Genomic DNA, 23,046 nt, shown 5'->3' on the forward strand with positions numbered 1-23,046 from the left:
TAGCAGCTTTATTCATTGTGCTCCAACTGGTCTGGGCGATCATGCTGAGTTTTTTTGCTACATCTGGATCAGATGTATTGTTTCCAGTACCCCCAGTGAGTGTATCCGCCCATTTTACTCTCATATCATCATACGTATCACTTGCACGAACATGGCTAATTCCAATTTGTGAGAAACAGGAACATAAAAGACTCAAAATCATGAGCAAACCTAGTAATATGAACGTTTCTAAAGAACATGAACATTCATTAGCCATGTTCCTATTAAAATGATTATCTCTCTACATGAAAACAAATAACGACCTGCGATCGCTCCATTCGCAGGTCATTATTTGTTTGTGTATCCTTTATCACCTTACGGACATCGAGTAAGGCAAATTCTTATCCTCAACATGTTTAACTTGCGGAATGTCCGACATATCGAATTGAATGAAAGCGCCGTCGATTAGCTGATCATGTGTAAAAAACAAAGGCTGATGTGACTCATTGTTCACTTGTACGCTTCGCACATAACAATTGTTAGGCGCGTTGCAAGCAGCTTCTATCACGATCTGTTTGCCTTTCTCCAAGTGAAGTGTCATCCGCTCAAACATCGGACTTCCGATCACATATTCCGGCACACCAGGACATAACGGATACATCCCCATGCAGGCAAAAATGTACCAAGCGCACAAGCTCCCGTTGTCTTCATCACCGGGCAAACCGTCAGGTGCAGAACTAAACAGCTCCTTTGCTGTTTTTCTGACCCAGTATTGCGTCCCAGCAGGCGACCCTACTGCTGCAAAAAGGTAAGGGATATGAAAACTCGGTTGATTGCTGATAGCAAATTGCCCGAAGTTAATTGAAGCCATTTCTGACATTTCATGAATTTCTAAACCGTAGCTGCCTACTTTAAACAAAGGGGCAGTCGACAATAACTCATGCATGCGGGCTAAGAAAACATCTTTTCCTCCCATTGACTCGGCTAATCCAACAATATCGTGCTGAACAGCCCAACTGCACTGCCAGGCGCCGCCTTCACAATAAGCACCTCCCCACTCTATCGGGTCGAAGGGTTCATCCCAACTACCATCCGCCCTTTTCCCTCTCATAAAACCTACAGAAGGGTCCAATAATTTGGCGTAATTCCTAGCCCTATCCATTAGAAGTGTGTACTCCTCATCTTTTCCGAGACTTCTGGCTAGCTGAGCAATACAAAAATCGCCATATACATAATCCAACGTATTACTGACACTCTCGTGAAACTGATCCGCTGGCAAATATCCAAACGCTTGATAAGCACGAACGCCTTTCCTGCCGAAATGAGCATCTTCCGCCGCTTGTGAGGCATGCTTTAGCAAGCCTTCATAAGCCGATTGTACGTCATACCCTTCTATGCCTTTTACAAAAGCATCTGCAAAAACCGCATCAATTAACGTTCCCGGCATGGCACTGCGTTCTCCAGGGGAAGACCACTTTGGCATCCAACCGCCTTCCTTATAGGCGTTAACGTAAGATTCTAAGATTTCACCTAAGCGAGATGGAAAAAGAAGGCTAAATAAAGGATAAGAGGTGCGATACGTATCCCAAAATCCATTATCACAATACATCGGACCTTTCACAATTTGACCGTTATATGGACTGTAATGCACCTTTTCCCCCTGAGCGGTAAATTCATGCCACATCCGGGGAAACAAGCAAACTCGGTACAAGCAAGTGTAAAACGTGCTTATTTTATCCTCATCTTGATCTTCAACCTGGATGCGGTTTAACGTTTCTTCCCACGCCTGCGTTGCTTCCGCTCTAACCAAGTCGAATGATTTTGAGCCTATTTCCTGTGTAAGGTTGGTTATTGCTTGCTCCAAACTTATAAAGGAGGTACCTATTCGAAGATTAACCTCACCTGATTCTGGGATGTTAAGTCCAATAAATGCACTTGTACGATTTCCTACTTCATGTAAGTGTATCGATGCCTTACCATCCTGATCCCAAGTACCACTCGCTTGCACATCCAAATCACAATCAAAATCAATCACATAATACATCGCAAAATTTTCAGGAACACCACCCGAATTCGCACGGGTATACCCCGTCAGCCTTCTTCTTCCAGGGTCTATGGTTATGGACGATTCTCCAGCAAATGGCGCCACCAAAACTCTCGCTTCTTGTATAGCCTCAAAAGTCATTCGCATACTTGCACAACGTTCTGTCGGGCTCAGTTCCAATAACGTGTTATAACGACGCAGCTTTACACGGAAATAATCGGGCTTGATGGACATATCCTCGCTACGGAATGAGGACGACCGTTTCGCGGCGGATACGATAAGTGGTCCCGTTTGCGGCAGAATGGTTAGATGCCCGTAATCTTCAATCCATGGACTTGGTTGGTGCGTGAGCCGAATACCTTCAAAATGGCGATGGGATGGATGGAAAAACCAGCCTTTTCCTGCTTCATCCGTCTGGGGACTCCATGCCGCCATACCGAATGGTCGTGCAACGAGAGGCAGTGTATTTCCATTGGAGAATCGAAATGTAGAAGCTGTCCCCTGCAAAGGATTCACATATTGCAAAACATTCATGACCGTAACAACCTTCCCTTCAGACTTTCTTTTTCTTACATTGTAAGCAGTAGGTCATTTTACTACTTATCAAAATTATGAAAAACATCTCATTTTTTAAGATTTTAGATTATGATAGAAATAACCGATTCTCTTCTAAGGCGTGTGATGCCATGATTCCTTTTAACTTACCTGGCGACCAGGAGTTGCACAATTTATTTCCGTATACGTTCAAAATTCATAAATTAACCGCCGATGTCCCTCCGCATACACATAATTTTCTTGAATACACCTACGCCTTTTACGGTAGCGGCACTGAAATTATTAACGGCATTGAGCGTCCGATTGGACCAGGCACCTTCACCCTCTTACTTCCACATCAAGTCCATCAAATTAGAATAGACCGAGGTCAAGAGCTGCATTTATATATTGGAGCCATCGGGCTTCAAGCTATTTATGGTTCCGATGGCGGTGCTGCCTCTTTTAGCGACATCTTGCTACGTGCGGGTTCGGAGGGAGATCCATCCTACCAGTTGGAGGATGAACTTTGCGGGCAGCTTCTTCCCATTTTCAAAAGTATGCATCAGGAAATCCTCAGCAGTAGACCCTTGAGCCAGCTCATGTTCATAACAAAATTAACCGAAGCCTTGATCTTATTGGAGCGAAGCTGTTTTACCAAGAAAGACATGGATACCAATAGAACCCCTAATAAGAAGGGGAAAATGTGGGAGATCATTCTCTACGTCTACCAACATTTCCGCGACGATATTAAATTGGAAACGTTGGCAGAGCGCTTCTATCTTAGCGTTCCACATATCAGCACTTCATTTAAATCTAGTATAGGGGAAAATTTCCATATTTTCCTAGAGAAAATAAGAATTTCGCACGCTTGCAGCTTGCTGATTTCCGGCAATGAGCCCGTGACCTCCGTCTGTTTCGAAGTTGGCTTTACCTCCTATGCCACCTTTTCGCGCGTATTTAAAGAACGGCTTCATATGACTCCGTCTGCTTATAGGAAGCTTAATAGTAGTTCGAAGGTAAGGAATTAAAAAAAGTCCCCTTAATCTTAAGGGGACCACTTTCTTCAAACAGCTTGCATTTTGTATCTCCTACTCAAACAATCTAAAAATCACAACGGCAGCTTGAGCTCTTGTTGCCAAAGAACTGGGTTCGAAATTGCCATTGTCCATCCCCTGAATGATGCCTGCTTGCTGAATACTAGCAACAGCTTCCAGAGCATAGCTGCTAATTGATGCATGATCTGTAAATGTAATTAAAGTATTCTTTGTCGCTGAATGAGCACTCATCGCCTGCATCGCCCTGTACACCACGACAGCCATATCCTGACGACTGATTCTGTCGTTAACACCGAATACGGTAGCTGATTGACCATTTACGATTCCTAGTTTCTGCGCGCTTGCAATTGAACTGTAATACCAGGAATTGGGTTGAACATCTGCCAGAGTTGTAGCCGCTGTAGGATCGTTCAAAACCGGGAATTCCCTACTCCCTGAACAATGCCTCTTGCCGCTAGCGCTTCAATCGCGTCGCTCGCCCATTTTACACCCGCAAGATCATGGAAACTCAATTCTGTATAAGCTGCCAAATATCTACTGAAGTGCTTGGCATTAAATGCCACCATTCCAGTTGCGGGATCATATTTACCATTCTTAATGACCTCTAGCTTGCCATCGTCTGTCAAATAATAAACGACAATTTTCTTCGGATTCTCACCTGGCGCTAAGGTATATGGCAGTTCCACCTTGACCTCATTGCCATTAAAATCCGTTACTTGCTTGCCATTCACCATTAAGCTAAAATCATAAATCGCTGCAGTGGAGCCAACTTGTTGGCGCGTCTCCACAGATAACGAGGAGGTATCTACCTGTGCAACTTGAAGTTGAATGTGAGTAGCACCTTCTTTTGCGAGTAGCTTCGAGGACAACGAAACTTTAGCGAATCCGGTATCGACCTTAAGGACATCAACTTGATTTTTACCAGCAGCAAGGAATTCTTGTACAGGAATGTCAACCTTTACTGCCTTCGCCGCTCCAGTCGCTTTCGCAGAAATGATAACCGTGCTGTCCGTTGAGTTTTGGATGGCTTTTGCCAAATCCCTATCTGTGATTACGGCTGAAGCCGTCCCCTTGTCATCCAGTTTAACCTCAACCGTTACCTTATTATGGTCAACCTGTGAGGATGGTTGTTCTGTAGGGGGAACTGTATTACCTCCTGTATTTGGAATCGGAGGTTCCTCGGTCGTCGTACTTTTCAAAACAACCATTTCACCAGCCCCAACTTGAATTAAGGCATTTCCATCAGTAACCGGATAAAGCATTTCGGTCTTCAAGTCCATCAAGTCTGAGTCAGCTGGAACGGAAACACTTGCATCCGTAGCTCCGTTGTTAAGTGCTACATATGCCCAATGATTATCCACTGTTTGCAAGCGGTATACATCAACTTGAACACTGCTGACAGGTACTTGCTCCGTAACCAGCCCTTGTGTTCCTTTGCCTTTCGGATAGAGAACTGTCAAGTAATTCTGATTGGACTGATTCGTAATCCGAATGTAATTCAGCTTATTGTCGCCGTCTACTTTCGGAACCATATTAGTTGAACGTCCCCACTCCTGGTTGATGTTTGGATTAGCCGGCTGAAGCACAGTTGTTTCCAAGTCCATATTGTAATGGCCTGTGGAAGTAACTTTATTTCCCTGAATATCAGACAGTTGAGAAGCAGCAACTGGCAAATTCCAAATTGTACTGGAACTGGAACCCTTAATTTGATCCCAAATGACGAAAGCTTCCATGCCATCTTTCACATAGGCAATCTTCCGCGTCTGAGAACCGGTTGAGTTAGCATTCGGATCAGCAACGCGCAGCGATGTCGTATCTATGTGTGTATTCGTCGAAAAGCTATGATTATCACTAGTCGCAGGTGTGTTCAAATACGATGTGTTATCCGTCTTCTTAAATTGAACTGTGCTGTGGGAAGATGAACCCGTATACCACGCTTTGGTTCCCGCAAAATAACTTTCGACACCGGAATCCAGTACTAGAGGCGATCCGCCCGCATACAGAACAAAAGATCCTTGATCAAAATGTCCGTGCCCAAGTGCTTTTGTGTTCGCCATAATCGACATGAACGTCTCATTGGGATTACCGTAACGGCTACGGAACATGACAAGTCCGACTCCCTGATATTTATCTGTCGATTTCAAATCCAAAGGCGTATAAGACGGCGTGTAATGAAGTGGTGTAAAGAAGCTTTCAAGCAGAATCGTCTCTAGACCGTTTGCTGGCAATCTGCTTCCCGCCTTCACCCAAGTCTGATACATCTTGGAGGCTAGCGCTTCATTGGTACGACCAACTTCATCATAATAAACGCCTAGTAAGGAGAACTCATTCCCGCTCGTCATAATGTCGTCACCGAAAATTGGCGAGTTGATCTTGTTATCCGTATACTCATAAGGCGGAGTCTGAACTTCAAGATTGTACGCAAACATTTTGACCAGTTTCGGATTGGCGAACCAATCTTCCCCTGTCTGGTTGCGAAGAGATTTCGCATAGACTGCCAAACGCTGGAGCACGGCAAAATGGTAACGTACTGATTCCGGCCATTCTCCTTCAGCTCCGACTTGATAATTTAACTGAGCTTTCAGTAGCTTATTCGCGTTGGCGATCAGCAGTTTGCTAGCAGGAAGCTCAGGAAAGACCATTGCAAGCATGCTAGCCCCTGTGACCGCATCGGACTCCCAGTTACCAGATCCAAGTTGAACTGTGTAATCATCCAATTCACCACGATCACGTCTGTCGTTCAAGAAGAGATTGAAATAGGTAAGTTTATCGATCAGATCACGGTGCTCTTCTTCCGTATAAACTCCAGCATTCTTGATAAAGGTGTATGCGGATGCAACAACAGACGCAACCCTTCCCCCTTGTACTTTACCGTATGCATCAATACCATCAGGTCTTGCATTGGTAAGCTGCCAATATTCCGCTCCTTGAAGAAAATCATTCAGATTGTAAAAGATTCGTTCTTTTACTTTTTTGGCATAAGTGATATCACCAGTAACCGCATACACCAGAGCATCTGCTTGGATGCTCAAATTCGAGTTCGGGCCCATTGTAGATTTCTTATTGTTGACTAGTTCAACAGAACCAATTGTGGCACCCGATTGATTTTTATAGGTAATAATAGCTTTGACACCTTTATTCAACTTCCCATCGATTTTAGCTGCAAAAGTTAGTGTGTGATTCAAGCCTGGAGTTACAGGGATATTCTGCTGCGATGTCCAAATCCCTTGATCATTGACGGTTGGATTTTCAATATAGATGGAACGACTTCCATCATTCCTGTAGTTGGTCCTATCTTCCCACCGCATAATAGGGCTTCCTTTGACAGCGCTTGGCTGCCAATAATCCGGAACATTGGTTCCTGTATCAAAACCAGGGTTTAAAATATCCAAATCAGCCGCATCTGGAGGGGAGATTTTGACACTATCAATCCATGCATGGCCCAAACCAGCCGCTTCATTATCAGCTGAATCTAACGTAAACTGCAGCGTTGCCGTTGCTGTTCCAGCAGGTGGATTGAAATTAAGTGTAGATGAGGTACTCCACAGCTTAAATTTCGAGTTCATATCCGTGTAGTCCACTTGATCGTTCAGGAAAAGTTTGTAGCTTTCCAGCTCCGCAAGTGTTTGTTGATCGGAAATTTGTTTGGCTTCTTCATATTTAGCCTTCAATTGAGGATCTTGAGTGATCTTGTCGCGAAGCTCTTGCAGTCCCGCTTCCGTGAAATATAAGTTCGAATTCGGTTCCGCTTCGGTTCGCAGTATTTGTGCATCCCGCATGATGTTCATTGCATTATATACACGAACAAGTGCCGCACCTATCGCTTCGGTATTACCATTCTGATTGGCTTGAATAGCTGCTGTCACAGCTGAGTTCACGCCATTTACTACACTTTGCGGATACTGCCATGCTCCAGAGCCGATAACACCCTGTTGAACAAGAGAATTAGCGTCTGCGATGATTCGGTCGTATTTTTGCTGCAGCTTCGCATCCACGATTTGATTCAAAGAGAGCTCCAGATAGGGACGTTTAGCAGGATCGGATGTGTTGTTTGAATATATCTCAGAAGCGTAGGTCGTTCCCGGCGTATTATCAAAGCTAAGGCTCAGCTTTTTGTCACCAAGCAATTCAACTTTTACCGAACTCGTCAAATCAACGGTACCCGCACCAATCGCATCTTTCGTACCAAGAATAAATGTATTTACAATAGGGCCGAGAACTGGATCGCCAGATGTCGGATATACAAGTGTGTCTTCTTGCCAAGAATCATTGCTTTCGACATGTACTTGCGTGTTATTTCGATCCGTTTTGAAGTTCGATACATGTAAATCTGCTTTCATCACGTTGGCTGTAATGGAGGACAGATCGAACTTCATGTACGCCGTCCGGCCTTCACTGTAAATGAGCGTATTTCCATTATGCGGTTTCGTCTTCTCCGTTACCCAGACGAAAGCATCATCTGTTGGAGAAAGTTGAATTGTATAATAAGTGCCTGCCAAAATATGATTGCTCGCATACCACGAAATTAATTCCTTAAGGCCATATTTCTCTGCGAATGGAAGTGACGCCTTAGAATAGTGATCAATCGCGAACTGAATGTCTTCATCCGGTCTTGGTTTATTAAATTCTCTGTTACGTACAAAAGGTACTTTGTACGTTCCGTTCAATACAGCTTCTGCATGATCAATTTGTTCCTGAACGGTATCTTTGGAAGCTTGCGTGTACATGTCCGGATCAATCTGCAACATACCCTTGGCTTCCCATACGAGCTTAGTCAATTCTTGACGGTACGTGGAATATGCCAGCTTGTTTTCCTTAACGTCAATGACCGTATTGGAAATAACAGCAGTACTGATGAAGGTCTTTCCTGCCGTCCTTAGACGATCCATCCCGAGCTCGAGATCCCCATCAGGATTATTTACAACAGTTTGGGCATACGCAATCACGGTTGCAAATTCATCTTTAGCTGCTTGTACAACTTGCCCAGGAGCGGTTCCGACGTTAAATTGTTCCTTCAACTTCCCGGCCTCTAGAATCATATTCTCTAAAGCTTGCAACTTGGTTGCGGTACGTATGGTCAACTTGGGGACGAGAAAATTAACATAGGTAACCTCAGTAACCGTTCCGAAATGAATATTAACTTCCATTTTCACTTTAACGTCTGTTTGATCAGCAAGTGGTCGTTGCACAACCCCTGTATCAGAAACGATTACCGATTGATCAGACTTCCAAGACATCGTCGAAAATCCATATGTACCTATGGGTTGCAGAAGTACATTGCCGTAAACCGTCATGTTATTATACTTCGCAATGAGAAGCTCTTTGTCTTTCGCCACCCGCTCGGCATCCGTCGGGGTTGGCATGCGAAGGACTGTGACATTCATTGTTGCCGTATCCGTTAAGCCACCATACGTAAGCGTCGCGGTTAAGGTAACAGGAATGTCCGATTGTGTATATTCGGGACGCGTAACTACCCCCGAATTCGAAAGCGCCGTCGGTTGACTTGAAGTCCAAGTGATAGCAGTATTGGTCGCCCCTTCTGTCGGTAAAGACAGATTGGCCGATACGGACTTGTTGTTGAACTGCTCGAGGAGCTTTGCCTTATCATTGGCGATGCGATCAGCTGTTGTCATAGCCTTGAGTGTCGATATTTCGAGTACCGGTCTGTAACCATTTGACGATTTAATGTTCTCTTTGGAAGCGATATCGGCTGAAGTTAGTGCAATGCTGTCGACTCCATTAGCATCCGTTCGTTTAAACACGAGTGAGAGTTTCTTATCTCCCAGCATTTCCTGTACGACCGTATCGGTCAAATTAATGGAAACCAGCGTGCCAGCTGCACCGCTCGCTGCACAAGGAGTGGTTGCACAAGCCGTACTGATCAAGGATTCACCGGCTTGAGTCAGATCTGGCACGCCACTCACTTTAGGGTACCACTTATCCCATGTAATCGTGCTCTCTGACCAATTGTCATAAACACTTCGATAAACCGTAAAATTTGTCGCATTCGTATTGTCTTTATAAATTTTTAATGTAGCACTTTGAATCGGATCCGTGATATCGGATAAGTCGAATTTCATTAAACCGGATCTGCTGCTCCCAATAACTAGTGAGGTAGCAGTTCCATAATTGGTAGTGGTACTCCCCGAATGAATCGTAGCATCGTCCGTCGGGGTCTTCTTCACCACGACAACGCTCATTCCAGAATCATCTGCAGCCAGCGTAGGTGATACCGTTCCAAAAAACAAACTAAAAAACATACAAAAAGCCAAAATACTTGAAACTCTTCTCTTCCAAAATTTCACTAACATTAGGAGTACCTCCAAAATAATCTGTTATTGTTTATCATGTAACCGGTTGCAGGTATTACGAATAATCCCCCCCTGACTACGCTCGCAATGATTCGTGTTACTGCTTACCAAAAGATTAGCATACACAGGCACGAACTTATTTAAGGTATTTCTGCTGTTTTTTAATACCGTTATGAATTGAAGAAACTATAAAATAAACACACCTATGGAAGCTCACGTTGCACATCTATTTCTAATTCTACATCCCCAATAGAAATGAGAAGTGTATCCTCATTGAGTTTCATTACTTTCAAACTCTTCTCTCCTCTTTCTTTTGGATGCAGAATCGTTAGGAAGCCTTCTCGGGCATCGGAAGTGGCTCGTACATAATCCATCAAACATACGTGATTTTGCTCACTCTCAAAAAATGTGGTGGAGCGCCCCTTTTCTAACTCTATTCGGTTCACGTTACTGACGAAGACTGTCTCCAAATCCACATTGTACATCCCTTCGGAATAAACGCGATTACCTTCCATGTAGGAATGCTTTGCCGCCACTGGTAAACTGAACAATAACTCACCTTCAAAATCCTGAACGGTATCACGGATGATATAGAGATCATGTTCCTTTACATAAATAACTTTTCGAGTGTGAATGCCCCTGCCTTCAGGATTCGCAATCTGAATACTAATCGTCTCTACATGGCTGCCAAGGCTACTGCTCACAACCTTACTTGTTCTGGGAACATCAACCCACCCTCGCTCTAAACTATACGTTCCTGCAGACAGATTAATTAATCCGTTTCCAGACTTCTCCTGTATGGTCTTCTGAGTTGCGAACTGCATACAGGCATGCGAATAGGAACTGATATGCCAACTGGTACTGCTGTCGAAATACCCTTCAATACCGGAATCCATCACGAGCGGAATACTGTTTTTATATAAAATAAACGAACCTTGATCCAGATGTCCGTGAGCGATCGGCTCAGGACTCGACATGATCGCAAAATAACTTTGATTTGTGCTCCCAAAATTTTTCCTGAATACATAAATTCCTGCATTCTTATAATGAAGGGTTGAATCTAAGGAAATGGATCCAGAAGCCTGGTAAGAATCACCTTTACCGAGAATATTATCGAGGGCAATGCCTTCACCCCAGAACTTCTTAAACGGCTTACCTGCCATGTTCCACGAATGATACATACGATCCGCTAATGCTTTATCAACCTTTTCGACGTCGCCTAAATACGTTCCGTAACTCCCAAATTCGGAGCCCCCGCTTAGAGCATGATCTCCGAACGGCGGTGTTCCAATGTGTCCATCAAAAAAGGCATACCCCGGTGTCTGTACATGGATACTGAAATCAAACATACGGGCGAGCGGTGTCGTCTCGAACCAATTCTCTCCGATGGCATGATCAAGCACTCTCGCAAAACCGGCAAACCGCTCCAAAGCCGCATGATGGTAACGGATTGACTCCGGCCACGAAGAATCCGGATTAACGTTTAACTCCAGTTGAGATTTCAAGACCATATAGGCATTATAGAACCATGCTTTTCGATTCGGGAAATCGTCCAGCACCATCATCATATAAGCGGTCCCCGCACACATATCCGTTTGCCAATTGCCGCTGCCATGCTGGGCATCTAGTGGAGAGAGCTCAGTACGATCCCTTAAATCGAGCATATAAGGGAGCAAATATGCGATCATGGCATAGAAACGTTCTTTCTCTTCAACGGTAAACACATCCGCTTCTTTAATGAAGGAAAACGTTACAGCCACGCTGCATAGGACTCTTCCACCTTGAACGGCCCCGTAAGAATCACTCCCATCAGGACGTGAATTACAAGCTAGCCAATGCTCTGCCCCTTGACAGAAATCATTCAACGTATATAAGATTTCATTCTTCGCTTTGAAGGCATACGTCATGTCTTGTGTAAATGCGTACTGAATAGCATCGCACTGCATCGTTAGCAGAAAGCAGGAATTAGGCAACGAGGATTTCCGATTAAAATCATAATCAAACACGTCCAGGACCTGATCGTTCTCGTCTTTAAACGTAATAACAGTTTTTAACCCCTGTTTCAATTTCCCATCGATCTTGGCAGCGAAGGTTAACGTGTAGGCTAAGCCGCCAGTTATCGGAATTTCCTTGTCGTACGACCATCCCCCCTCGTCCTCAGGTGTCGGATTACAGATATAAATGGCATGCTTGGTGGTATCTGCGTTATAGGTGAATTCCGTTTGCGATGATGGGTTAACTGTAACTACTTCCCCTTTGGCTCCTCCGCCGCAGAATGGATACTCTCCCTCCCACTTAAGTATCGGGGTGCCACGAAGTAAATCGCTCTGCCAGTGAAACGGCATGTCATCACCTTCATCAAATCCGCCATTCTCAATCGTCAAGCTGCCGCCTTGAGCGGAAAGGATATTCACATTGTCGATCCAGACATGGCCCAGTCCCTCCTGTTCATTCTCTTGAGCAGGAAGAATGAAAGATAACGCCGCTTTCACCGCTCCCTCCGGCGCTCGGAAATTAACGATTTTATCTGTGGAGCTCCATACGTAAAAGTGCTTATTCAATTCCTCATAATCCGCATCTTCTTTCATGACTAAATCAAGTGCCTTTTCGATGTAATCCAAACTGTATGTGTTTGCGATGTTAACGATTTGCTCATATTGTTTTTGAATCCGTGCATCGGATTGGGCCATTTCCTTTACTTTCTTCAAACCCTCTTGTGTCAGGTACAATGTGGAAGCCATATCAACATCCGTGCGTAGTACTCGCGAGAAACGAACCTCTCTACTCATATTAAAAACATGCACAACGGCCTTTGCTAAAGGCTCAACTGAGCTAGCATAACCCGCTTTGACTGTGGTCAATTCCTGGATTGCAGCTTTCAGCTTACCTGCTGAATCGGTATCGAATTGTCCTATTGCTGTGCCAATCGTCGAAGAGGCTAACAACTCCTCCGCTTTGCTAATGGCTAAGTCAGCCAAGTCCTGCAACGTTTCTAAATCTTTGTTCAACATGTCTTGCTCTTTAAACCATGCTAGAGCAGGCTCCAAGCCATATTCATGATAAACTTTCCCGTCCATATTGTAGGTAGGCGCCATTGTAAAACGCTTTGTCGTAAATAAAACAGCTTCCTCTTCTCTAGGTTTGTAGAATTCACGGTTTCTGGTGAAAGGAACATGGTACTTTCCACTTAAAGCTAGAACTGCATCCTTAACCATTGCGGTCAAGGCCAGTTTGGTACCCTCGGTAAAATACTCTCCCTTTGTTTTTAATAAGTTTTCGGCACTATCAACGAGCGATTGTAAGCGTGCTGAATGTTCTGTTTTTTCTCCCATTGTCCATCATCTCCTGTATATAATACATATTGCTGTGCCTTATCTGCCTAAAGCGAGTTCTTCACGGATGATTCGACCGTCTTTGGATTCCACGATTCGGACGGATACATCTTCAGCCTCGATATGGTCAACAGTTAGTACTTGTGTTCTACCGTCCTTCAGCTGTACCTCCACTGTGCTGTCATCAACTGCCTTTACAGATACAACCATCGCTTGCGATTCATAGGGCTCAACAACTGTAATAAAACGGCCAATCTGCCCTTCTGTTCGGACTGCATACGTGATACGGCGTTGATCTTCGTCGCCAGGAAACGCGTCGGCGCCGATGAGCCCTACAAAACGCACAGCTCCCATCCCAGACAGATCCAAACTAATTGTTCCTTCCTTGCCATGATCGATAGGACTCGTCGGAATCGCATTCGCATATGCATTGCCAACAATCGTTACCCGTCCGTCTTCGTAATCTTTGCCAATGCCGAAACCAAGATCGATATTCTCACACACCAAGGTTAGCTCAGATAGTGGTTTTCTGCTTCCATCTGCCAGGACTAGATAAGCATCTCCCCAGAAAAGCCCCTGTTTGGTTCGTTGTGGATATTTCTGCTCATTATAGATGGGATGGTTGTTCACTCTTAACTTTATCGTCTTTGCTCCTTGCAGATCGATATCGCATTTCCCTACACCCAGTAACCATGCCCCGAACTCGCCCTGTGCCTGAACTTCGCCGTCAACTTCCACTTCGTATGCGAATGGGATTGTAATACCATGATGCTCCGCTGCTCTCCCGGTAATTTGAACGGATTGCCGTGGCCAAGCGGTATGGACGTCCATTTTCAATACGCCAGGGATATTATGTGCTGTGCGATTCCCGCGCATATCTTCCCCTTCACCGTACACTGTCTCGAAGCTAGCGACACTTGAGCCAGAGACTTCATACCAATGGCAATCGGTAATAAACTGAGCGTCTGACAAAGGATTATCCGTCCATTGACTCGTATGCTGGCTATATCTTACTTCCTCCCCTTGGATCCCTTTAAATCCTTTTATTTGAAATAAGCTATCGTACTGATGCTCACTCTCTCCTTTTACATAATCGAACAAAACCAAATAGTCATCCGTAACCGCCATCACTCTCCGCTGTAAGATCGGTTCCGTGAAATCCGATAAAGCACCGTATGGCGGTGCATCCTTCACTTCTGGCAGCCAGCTTGCATTCATCAGGCATCGATCTGCTAGTGTTTCATTGTCGTTATAAATCATGCCGCCATACGGTGGATAAGACCATCGTGACATGGTTTCGATTGCCGTAGCCTGAATCGCATGGCCGCTGTAAAACATCAGGCGTTTGGAGTCGCTTGGCACCTGCATTTTCCCATCGACAACCACCATGTTCTTGCTCATCGAATTTTGCACATAAAACTTATACATAAAATGCCCATAGCCCCACCAGACATGCTCGGGATTAAAGAAACTGCGTCCATGGCGCATAATGGATAGCACTTCTGTGCGATCAAAATGCCCGTGTGCATAGCCATGTGAACCATATCGTAAGACTGCTTGGATTTGATCTTTTTGCTCTCGGTTTTCCGTCTGACTTCTTAACATGGCGATACCAACGTTATCTGAAAAAGCGTTTTTCTTCGTATATGTTGACGCATACTCTGGTAGCTCGGCATGCCCGAATATAGGATCCGCTTGTTCAAAACGCTGAATAACCGCGATGTATTCCGGATCCTGATAATACTGATAGGCCAAGTCAAACGTAGACCCGAAATGAACGCCATTCAGCTTCTTCTCATCGGAATCGCTGATGCCGAATAACACGCCTCGATCATCGAGAAACGGAATGACGGCATCAAACAAATCTTTGATACAGACATAACTTTTTCGATTGCCTCCCCACTTCTTGTTGTACATGCCGAATCTTACTTCCGCTTCTTGACCGTCATAGGTACTGTTAACTTCATCATTGAACGGAATCCTGAAATGCGTGTGCAGCAGATTATATCCGAACGGAAGTAACGCATGCGCAGTATGGATGTACATGGAGGAGACCCATGTGTTGTATCCTACGGAACATTCATGCCACCAACCATCGTTAAACAAACCGTATTTCAATTGATCAATCGAGCCTCCAGCACCATAAACAAAGCGAAGTGCTCTTTCCATATCTTGAATCGCTAGTGCACAATACAAGGCACCTGTGATTTCGGATAAGAGCCAATTGGAAATATGACCTCTTTGGAGATGGTGATCCAGAATGTCCATGTAGATTCGGAACGATTTTTCAATGCCTCTATGGTCTTCCTCGGTTAGCACACCCGCATCATGGATGATATCGTAAGGAATCGCTAAATGCTGGAAAAAGTGCCCCTCCTGCACATAGCTTTGGCTGCATCCCTTCTTCTTTTTCGGATATCCGTTTTCTTCATCAATGAAATAACGCAAGAATTTCGCTACTTTTTCCGCGTACTTTAATTCCTTGGTTAATGCGTACGCATATGCGGCCGACATAATCCCGTATTCTTCACTTGTGTCATAGCAGTAGTCTCTCTCATCTACAGGCAGCGGCGGAGTCAGCTCCCACCGATCAGCAACTCCGATGATATTGTCATACCCTGGTTTAAAGATAGCGTGGGTATCGATCTTCGTCTTAACCGCTTTCCATTGTTCTTCATTATGATAAATGTAAGGATGCTGCAAGCTACGCATTGTTATTAATTCCACATGAACGGCACTTCCACTATCTCCGCCTGCGATAAAACGAAGTACCGTCGCTTCATGCCCCCCAGGCACCATGCGTTCATGTACGTTAACCTTCGCTGTAACTTCCTGTTTCTCATTAGGCTCGAGTATGAATCGCGAAGGTGTGACGATTGGCAGCAGGGACTCCCAGCCTTCAAACACTTGCTTGACGGTAACGCTTTGCTTAACTTCCGTGCAATTATGAATCGTCATCGTATAAACGACTTCGTCACCAATCTCACCGGATTTGCCCCGTACATCGCTTTCCACATAGATTCTCTGACCTCTTCGAAGTTCCGCCCGAATAAGTTCAGCTTCACCGCACAACTCAAAACGTTTGAGAAAGCGCCAAATATTCCCTTTACATGTCTCCATATCAAAATCAGACAACTTTATGCTGACTTGATGCTCTCCCGCTCCTGCCAGCAAGACTGTTGCGGAAACAGATCGATCGTCGATAAATCCTGCTTTAACAATGACTTCAGTCTCTTCACCTGCTGTATGCACGACAAGCTCTAAGCCATGCCAGCCCATGACATCCAGCGCCGCATCATTTCCTCTTTCAAAACCAATCGGATACCAACCAACGGACCCATCTGGGGTTGGAAATTCCAGTTTCAAGCTCTCTTTCAGCTGATACCCATAATCGCCTTTGGCGCCTGCCTGATGCCACTCTTCTAACATATTTATTTGATTTGCCATCTGATTCACTCCTATTTACTTCTAAAAGTATGACAAAAGAAAGCGACAATTGAACTTATATTCAACTGTCGCCCCGTGCCTATTATTTTCCGCCTTTATCCAAGTAAGCTTGGATTTGCTTTTGCAGCTCAGCACGGACTTTGTCCATACCAAGGGCTTTCAATTCACCGCTCAACTTGGCCGTCTGCGATTCCCAGTCTTTGATCTGACCAGCTTTCAATAGTTGAATAAATGGATCCGTTTTGGAGGTAATACTTGCAACTTCCGCTTTCACATTTGTACTGTCAAAAGTAAACATGGCTAGCGGAGCTGAATAGTACGTATCCGCTTTTGCTGAGTACTCAAAATATTTGCGTGATGATTCATCCAAATCGCTGCTAAGTCGGATCATGTTGGGATTCCAAGACATTTCAAATGCGTTGAAAATATAGTTTTTCGACTCATCCAGTAATTTGATTTGATTGCTGCCAACAGCTTCCCAATGTTTCCCTGGAATGCCGTACTCGATTAAATCGTGGTTTTCTTGACTACTGAACAACCAATCGAAATACTTCATTGTTCGATCAATGTTTTTAGAAGTTGTAGGAATTGCGATCGAGTTATTTGATCTGTAGTTTGTGCTGATGGCTTGGGGTTTCATATCACGTATATCTTTTCTAAGCACGAAAAACTCCAGATCTGCCGTAGAGATCGTTTCCTTCAGCTTCTTTCTATCTGCAGCAAAGGAACTAATTGTGCCGTAATAAGAAGCCGCTTTTCCGGACATGAAATACGCTTTGTTATCCTTTTGGCTAACAACATCTTTCTCTAAATACTTACTCCATTCCGCCCATTTATCGTACTGTGGGTAAGCAGTCTTAGCTGTGTTGAAGGGAGCTGGCAGCTTCGCAAACGCTGCAGCTTCGTCACCCAGCGCCGCCATATTTTGCACTTTCTTCCCATCATCCGATAATTGAACAAGGATAGGAATGCCAGCAATGCCAACTGTACCAACATTAGGAATCTTCGTATTATTTTCACCTGTCCAAATTTCCTGAAAGCCGCCATTGCCTTTAACCGCAAGAGGAGTTAGCGTTTTATCAGCCTCTTGTACTTTCTTATAGAAATTCTCTAGATCTTCATAACTATTAATCTTGCCTAAACCGTATTTCTCACGTAAATCTTTGCGAATATACACGACAGGCAAATCATAGAAATACTGCGTGAACGGAATCGTGTACAGATGACCGTCAAAACGCTTATTCGCTTCTACAAATTCAGGAGTAAACGCTTTCTTCAAACCTGGATAAGCATCATTATTAAAATACTTATCGAGCTGCGCATAAGCACCCTGTGGGACAAGCTCTTTCAGATTCATGAAATCAGCGTCAAACACAAAGTCAACTTCTTCGCCAGCAGTCATCATCAACTTCACTTTTTGCTTATGATCAGCACTGGGATTCCATTGAATATTCAACTTCGTATTCAGCGTGTCTTTTGACCGTTTCTCGAATTCATCCATGACGAGCTGCATATCTTTGGGCGGATCGCCGAACAGCATCCCCTTCAGTGTAACAGGTGCTAATTTCGCAGGTGCTGTGGTAGTAACAGCAGTAGCAGCAGTACTTGCTTCTGGTTGTTTGGAATCGCTGCATGCCGTAGCCGTGGTAATTACTGCTACTACCAGTAACGAAGTAGAAACCATTCTTGTTTTCATATCTTTATCCTCCCTAATGTTCCTCATCTATACTAAACCGCCAATAGCGGAACTAGCCTTTTACTGCGCCAACCATTAAACCTTTGACGAAATATTTTTGCAAAAACGGATACAAAAATATGATCGGTCCGATCGTAACGATCGTCGTAGCCAACCGAACTGTAATCGCTGGAGGGACAAAATTGGGGATATTCACATCGGCTGAAACCTGATTAATATAGTCCAAATTGTTCATAATGCGCTGAATCAAATATTGCAGCGGAAACTTATGTGGATCGTTGATATACAGCAACGCGCTGAACCAATTGTTCCAATAACTCAAAGCGTAGAACAACCCAATCGTAGCGAGTGCGGGCAGCGAAACTGGAAGAATAATGCGAAATAAAATATAGGCATCGTTTGCGCCATCCATCTTTGCGGATTCCGCAAGCGATTCATCAATTGTTGCAAAGAAATTTCGCAGTAGAAACATGTTCCAAGCGCTGATCATGCTCGGGATGATGAGTACCCATATCGAGTCTTTCATTCCCAAATATTTGGAAATTAACAAATAGGAAGCGACCAAACCTCCATGGAACAGCATCGTAAAATAAACGAAAAAAGCGATTTTATTGCGATATTTAACAGATTTAACAGAGATGGCATAAGCCATTGCACTGGTAAAAATCATTGATAACGTCGTGCCAGCAAGAGTAACAAAAGTGGTCACGCCATATGCGCGGAAGATCGTATTATCTTCAAAAATCAATTTGTACGCCTGCAGCGAGAATTCTTTGGGAAAGAACGTATAGCCTTTCTTCAATATCTCGCCTTCTGTAGCAAACGAGCTTGCCAGAACCGAAATAAAAGGAATCAAACAGTAAATTGAGAACAACACAAGAATGAGATAAAATACGCATTTCAACAGCTTATCTGATAAACTCTCTTGAATCATATGCAGCCTCCATTTCTTAAAAGATAGCCGAGTCTGGCGATGTTTTCTTAGCCACATAGTTCACTGTGATTACTAATATGAAACCGATAATTGATTGTAAGAAGCCAACAGCGGCCGACATCCCCATATCCCCAAGATCCATCAATGCACGGAAAACGTAGGTATCAATGACATCTGTCGATGGATAAAGAAGCGGATTTCTGCCAATAATCGCATAAATCATACCGAAATCTCCGTTAAAGATGCCCCCGACTGCAAGTATGGTTAAAAGGATGACTGTCGGTTTCAAAAGCGGCAACGTGATGAAGCGAATTTTTTGGAGGCGGCTCGCGCCATCCATGGCGGCAGATTCGTAAATTTCCGGATTGATACCAGAAATCGTGGCCATGTAGACGATGGATCCGAAACCAGCTCCATGCCAAATTTTCAACATAACGAGAATGGCTGGCCAGTAGTGTGGAGAAGACAAGTATTGAATGGGTTCAATCCCGAACATACCTATGAATTGGTTTAAGAATCCTCCGTCTGTCGCCACGAAAGCGGTCATGAACATGGCAACAACCGTCCAAGAGAGAAAATGCGGGAAAATCATAACGGATTGGGAAACTTTCTTAAACCATTTACCTCCAATCTCCGTCACCATGATCGCGATCGCCACAGCGGCTATCGTTCCGAATGTAATAAACAGTACGTTCAGAAATACCGTATTGCTCACGACTTTAATCCAATCGCTGGAGTTAAAGAAGAATTGAAAGTTTTTTAATCCGACGAATTTACTGCCAGTAATACCCTTCACCGCTTTGAAGTCTTGGAAGGCGACAACGATCCCTCCCATTGGTAGATAAGCAAAGACTAAAAACCAGACAACACCGGGGAGTGCCAAAGCGTACATGAACTTATTTATTTTCAGCTCATGGAAAAAAGCGCTAACCGTACCCCGTTGTTTCTTAGCTTCCGATGCTTTCATCGTTGTTTGTGTGGATGTCATTGTGTTGCTCATCTTGTTTCCTCCTTTCACTAGGTCGATGACTCTACTGTACGTTGGATCGCTCCTTCATAAAAGTTTAAGATGTAGACAAAATCACTGATTTTCACCGAAATCCATGTGTGAAATTACACCAATTTCATTCATATATGCTTTTATCAACTGAAAAAGCGAACATATGAACTTATCGTGCCAAAGTTCATATGCCCGCCATTGGAATTTAAACATGTCTCATTTTGCTGGAAACCTACGATCATGCTTCTTGTACGCTGAACTTGTGATGTTTCCTATAGTGATCCGGCGTCTTGCCGCAATGCTTTTTGAACGAGACGTAAAAATAATTCGTATTTTCCATCCCTACCATCTCACCAATTTTGTTTGCTGGAAGATCCGTTTCAACGAGCAGTTCTTTGGCTTTGGCGAAACGGAATTCGATCAAGTAAGAGGTAATCGATTGTCCCGCAATCTCTTTGAACACTTTGCGCATGTAATTCATGGAGAGGCCGCCGACTTCCACCAATGACTCCACGGTTAAGTTTGAATCTGCATAATGCTCATGAATATGCTGAATTATTTTATCTACAATCCACTTGTTCTTCTGCTGCGATTGCAAGTCTCTAGCGCCTATGGCTTGCTCACATACCTCTAAATACCAGGCCTCAATTTCCTCTAGCGTCTCCCACTGATTGAGCGTAGACATGAGGCTGCCGATATCCATGATTGACCCCGTGCTGCTCTGCATGGTCATTGCTTTAGCTGTTCGCGCTGTTGAAATGAGCAGTTGTGTCAAGCTGAGTATCAACTCATCAGGCGTAGCTTGGCGGGTATAGGCAAGGAAGGCAGCAAAAGCCTCTCTGATGCTCGCCATATCCCCGAGCTTTAACTGATCCGTGATCTGTTTCTCCATAGCAGACACTTGGCTGTCTTGCAGCGGCTCTCTTATCATTTCAATGCTTGAATGAATAATGGCTTCGTTCCCAAAGATGATGCGATAAGCAGAAGCAAGCTTGGCCGCCTCCCTTGAGGATCCGATTTCCGATAAACGTATGCTCTCCGATCCCACTGCAATTGAAACGGATAGATGTAGAAAGCGAGCGACATTGTCTTGGATATTCTGCAGCATTTCTGTGAGTTGCGGCACTAACTCCGTACTCATCTGTACGTTCACAATCATTGCGATTCCATCATCGCCAGAGTCAAAACACACAGCAGGCATTCGACTTGAGCTGACCTCAACAGCAATATTCGATATCGCATATCTTAGCAAAGCAATATCTGACTGCTTATACGTGGCTAGCAGCTGACGGTAGGCATCTAGTCGGAGCAAGCATACGACATATCTCGGATAAGTGAATTCGATCCCCACACTGGCCAGTTTTCTAGCCATCTCCTCTTCATTCGACCAGCCTCCAGATGTCAGCAGACGAAGCACCTCATGCCTTTTGGCCGAACGATAATCCTGTACGCTCAACTGAAGATCCTGAATCTGATGATCCAAGTAATAAAAAGTCCTTCCGAGCACGTCCAACTCGGATTCTCCTTGCAGTTTATTGGTGCCGCCGGAGGAATGATTCACTTTCGCAAGGAGACGATGAATAGGACTGTAAATCCACTTCGTAAAGAATCCGCCTACAAGTAAAACAATCAGAAGTAAACAGCCAGTCACCATTAAAATAAACCGTTGCGTTTCCCTGACTTCACTCAGGAGCTTCTCATAATCGATTAAGCCGATGAACGTCCATCCCAAACTTTCTGATTTGATATAGGAAACCCGATAATTGCGACCTTCTTTTTTAAATTCAAAAGAACCTTTCGGTGTAGGCGAGTTACTAATCGACTGAACATATGACTCTTCAGTTAAATTTGTGTTGATCATCTCGTTGGTAGAGTGAGTAATCACGGTGCCCTGTTTATTCAAAATCATGGATTCGAACAAACTGCCTTGCGCGCCGTTCATGACCATGCTTTGCAATGTACGCTGGTCCAAATTAAGCACCATCGCGCCATTCGCCACCTTGCCAACTGCATTTGGAAATACGAGAGAAATCACATTCATCTCATATTTCCTATCATAAATGGCATAATCGATATGTCTGGGATAAAAAATGTTCGAGCGATTCGGCTGAATACTAGCCAATAGATTGAGTACATCTAGGTCATAGAAATCTTCAAATGATTTGACGGTACTTAGTGATGAGAAAGCCAGCTTCTTCTGATCATTCAACAAGTAGATCGAGTGGATCAGTGGATTCGTACTTGTCAATTCATAGAGTTTGTTGCCAATTCGACCAAGTTCACTCGTACTGAAATCCATATTGTAAAAGCTCATCTGAATTTCAGGACCGTTAAACAGACCTCCGAAATTAGTGAATGTCGATGTCAATAAAATGTTCGCTGTATTGAAAGACTGTTCAATAGCCGTATCCGTTGATCGATTAATCTGTTCCGTTAAATTTCGGGACACTTTGGAAGCGATGACAAACGTCAGCACGGCAATGACTAAAAGCCCTACCAGCAGATAGGACAAAATGATTCGAATCAACATATTCTTATTTTTCAAGAAGGCCTGTAAGCTTTTCATCACGATCCTCCTCTGGTTTATGGCAAAAGAAAAAAGAGACAGCCGTTAGATAGGTCGCCTCTTTTTACTGTATCAGAAGGGTGAAGGAACTTGGATGAAGTTTTTTAACAGATGTATGCGCTTTTTTAAGAATTGAATAAATCATCAG

Annotated in this window: 10 protein-coding genes; 1 reads left to right on the top strand and 9 read right to left on the bottom strand. The window is 44.1% G+C overall.

Annotated features, from left to right (window positions below):
* Nucleotides 1-349: 349 nt before the first annotated feature.
* On the bottom strand, nucleotides 350-2,557 hold the full coding sequence (locus ASL11_RS14560) for a GH92 family glycosyl hydrolase (RefSeq protein WP_056615349.1): 2,208 nt from the start codon (nucleotides 2,555-2,557) through the stop codon (nucleotides 350-352).
* A gap of 152 nt (nucleotides 2,558-2,709) precedes the next feature.
* Between ASL11_RS14560 and ASL11_RS14565 the strand changes: the two genes are divergently transcribed.
* Nucleotides 2,710-3,585 (top strand): AraC family transcriptional regulator, encoded by an 876-nt coding sequence (locus tag ASL11_RS14565; protein WP_056615352.1) that lies wholly within the window; start codon nucleotides 2,710-2,712, stop codon nucleotides 3,583-3,585.
* A gap of 60 nt (nucleotides 3,586-3,645) precedes the next feature.
* Here the strand turns inward: ASL11_RS14565 and ASL11_RS14570 are convergent, their stop codons facing one another.
* The 8 genes from ASL11_RS14570 to ASL11_RS14605 all read right to left on the bottom strand — a co-directional run bounded on the left by ASL11_RS14570 (nucleotide 3,646) and on the right by ASL11_RS14605 (nucleotide 22,898).
* Nucleotides 3,646-4,026: an S-layer homology domain-containing protein gene (locus ASL11_RS14570; RefSeq protein ID WP_056615354.1), complete on the bottom strand. Its 381-nt coding sequence runs from the start codon at nucleotides 4,024-4,026 to the stop codon at nucleotides 3,646-3,648.
* A complete protein-coding gene (locus ASL11_RS14575; RefSeq protein ID WP_056615357.1) occupies nucleotides 4,023-9,923 on the bottom strand; it encodes an immunoglobulin-like domain-containing protein in 5,901 nt (1,966 codons plus the stop codon). Before ASL11_RS14575 ends, ASL11_RS14570 begins: the two co-directional genes overlap by 4 nt.
* A gap of 203 nt (nucleotides 9,924-10,126) precedes the next feature.
* The gene (locus tag ASL11_RS14580) at nucleotides 10,127-13,255 is read right to left on the bottom strand and encodes a heparinase II/III domain-containing protein (RefSeq protein WP_056615360.1); all 3,129 of its coding nucleotides are present in this window, start codon (nucleotides 13,253-13,255) and stop codon (nucleotides 10,127-10,129) included.
* Nucleotides 13,256-13,294: 39 nt separating this feature from the next.
* Entirely contained in the window at nucleotides 13,295-16,702 is a 3,408-nt protein-coding gene (locus tag ASL11_RS14585) for a hypothetical protein (protein ID WP_056615363.1), read from the bottom strand.
* 82 nt (nucleotides 16,703-16,784) lie between these two features.
* On the bottom strand, nucleotides 16,785-18,398 hold the full coding sequence (locus ASL11_RS14590; protein WP_056615365.1) for an extracellular solute-binding protein: 1,614 nt from the start codon (nucleotides 18,396-18,398) through the stop codon (nucleotides 16,785-16,787).
* 52 nt (nucleotides 18,399-18,450) lie between these two features.
* Nucleotides 18,451-19,332 carry a carbohydrate ABC transporter permease gene (locus ASL11_RS14595; protein WP_056615368.1) on the bottom strand — a complete coding sequence of 294 codons (882 nt, stop codon included), beginning with the start codon at nucleotides 19,330-19,332 and terminating at the stop codon, nucleotides 18,451-18,453.
* 16 nt (nucleotides 19,333-19,348) lie between these two features.
* Nucleotides 19,349-20,332, bottom strand: a complete 984-nt coding sequence (locus ASL11_RS14600) for an ABC transporter permease (RefSeq protein WP_056615371.1) — start codon at nucleotides 20,330-20,332, stop codon at nucleotides 19,349-19,351.
* 238 nt (nucleotides 20,333-20,570) lie between these two features.
* Nucleotides 20,571-22,898, bottom strand: coding sequence for an AraC family transcriptional regulator (locus ASL11_RS14605; RefSeq protein ID WP_056615374.1), 2,328 nt, complete (start codon nucleotides 22,896-22,898; stop codon nucleotides 20,571-20,573).
* Nucleotides 22,899-23,046 lie beyond the last annotated feature (148 nt).

This window comes from Paenibacillus sp. Soil750 (assembly GCF_001428045.1).
GTDB classification, from domain to species: domain Bacteria; phylum Bacillota; class Bacilli; order Paenibacillales; family NBRC-103111; genus Paenibacillus_E; species Paenibacillus_E allorhizoplanae.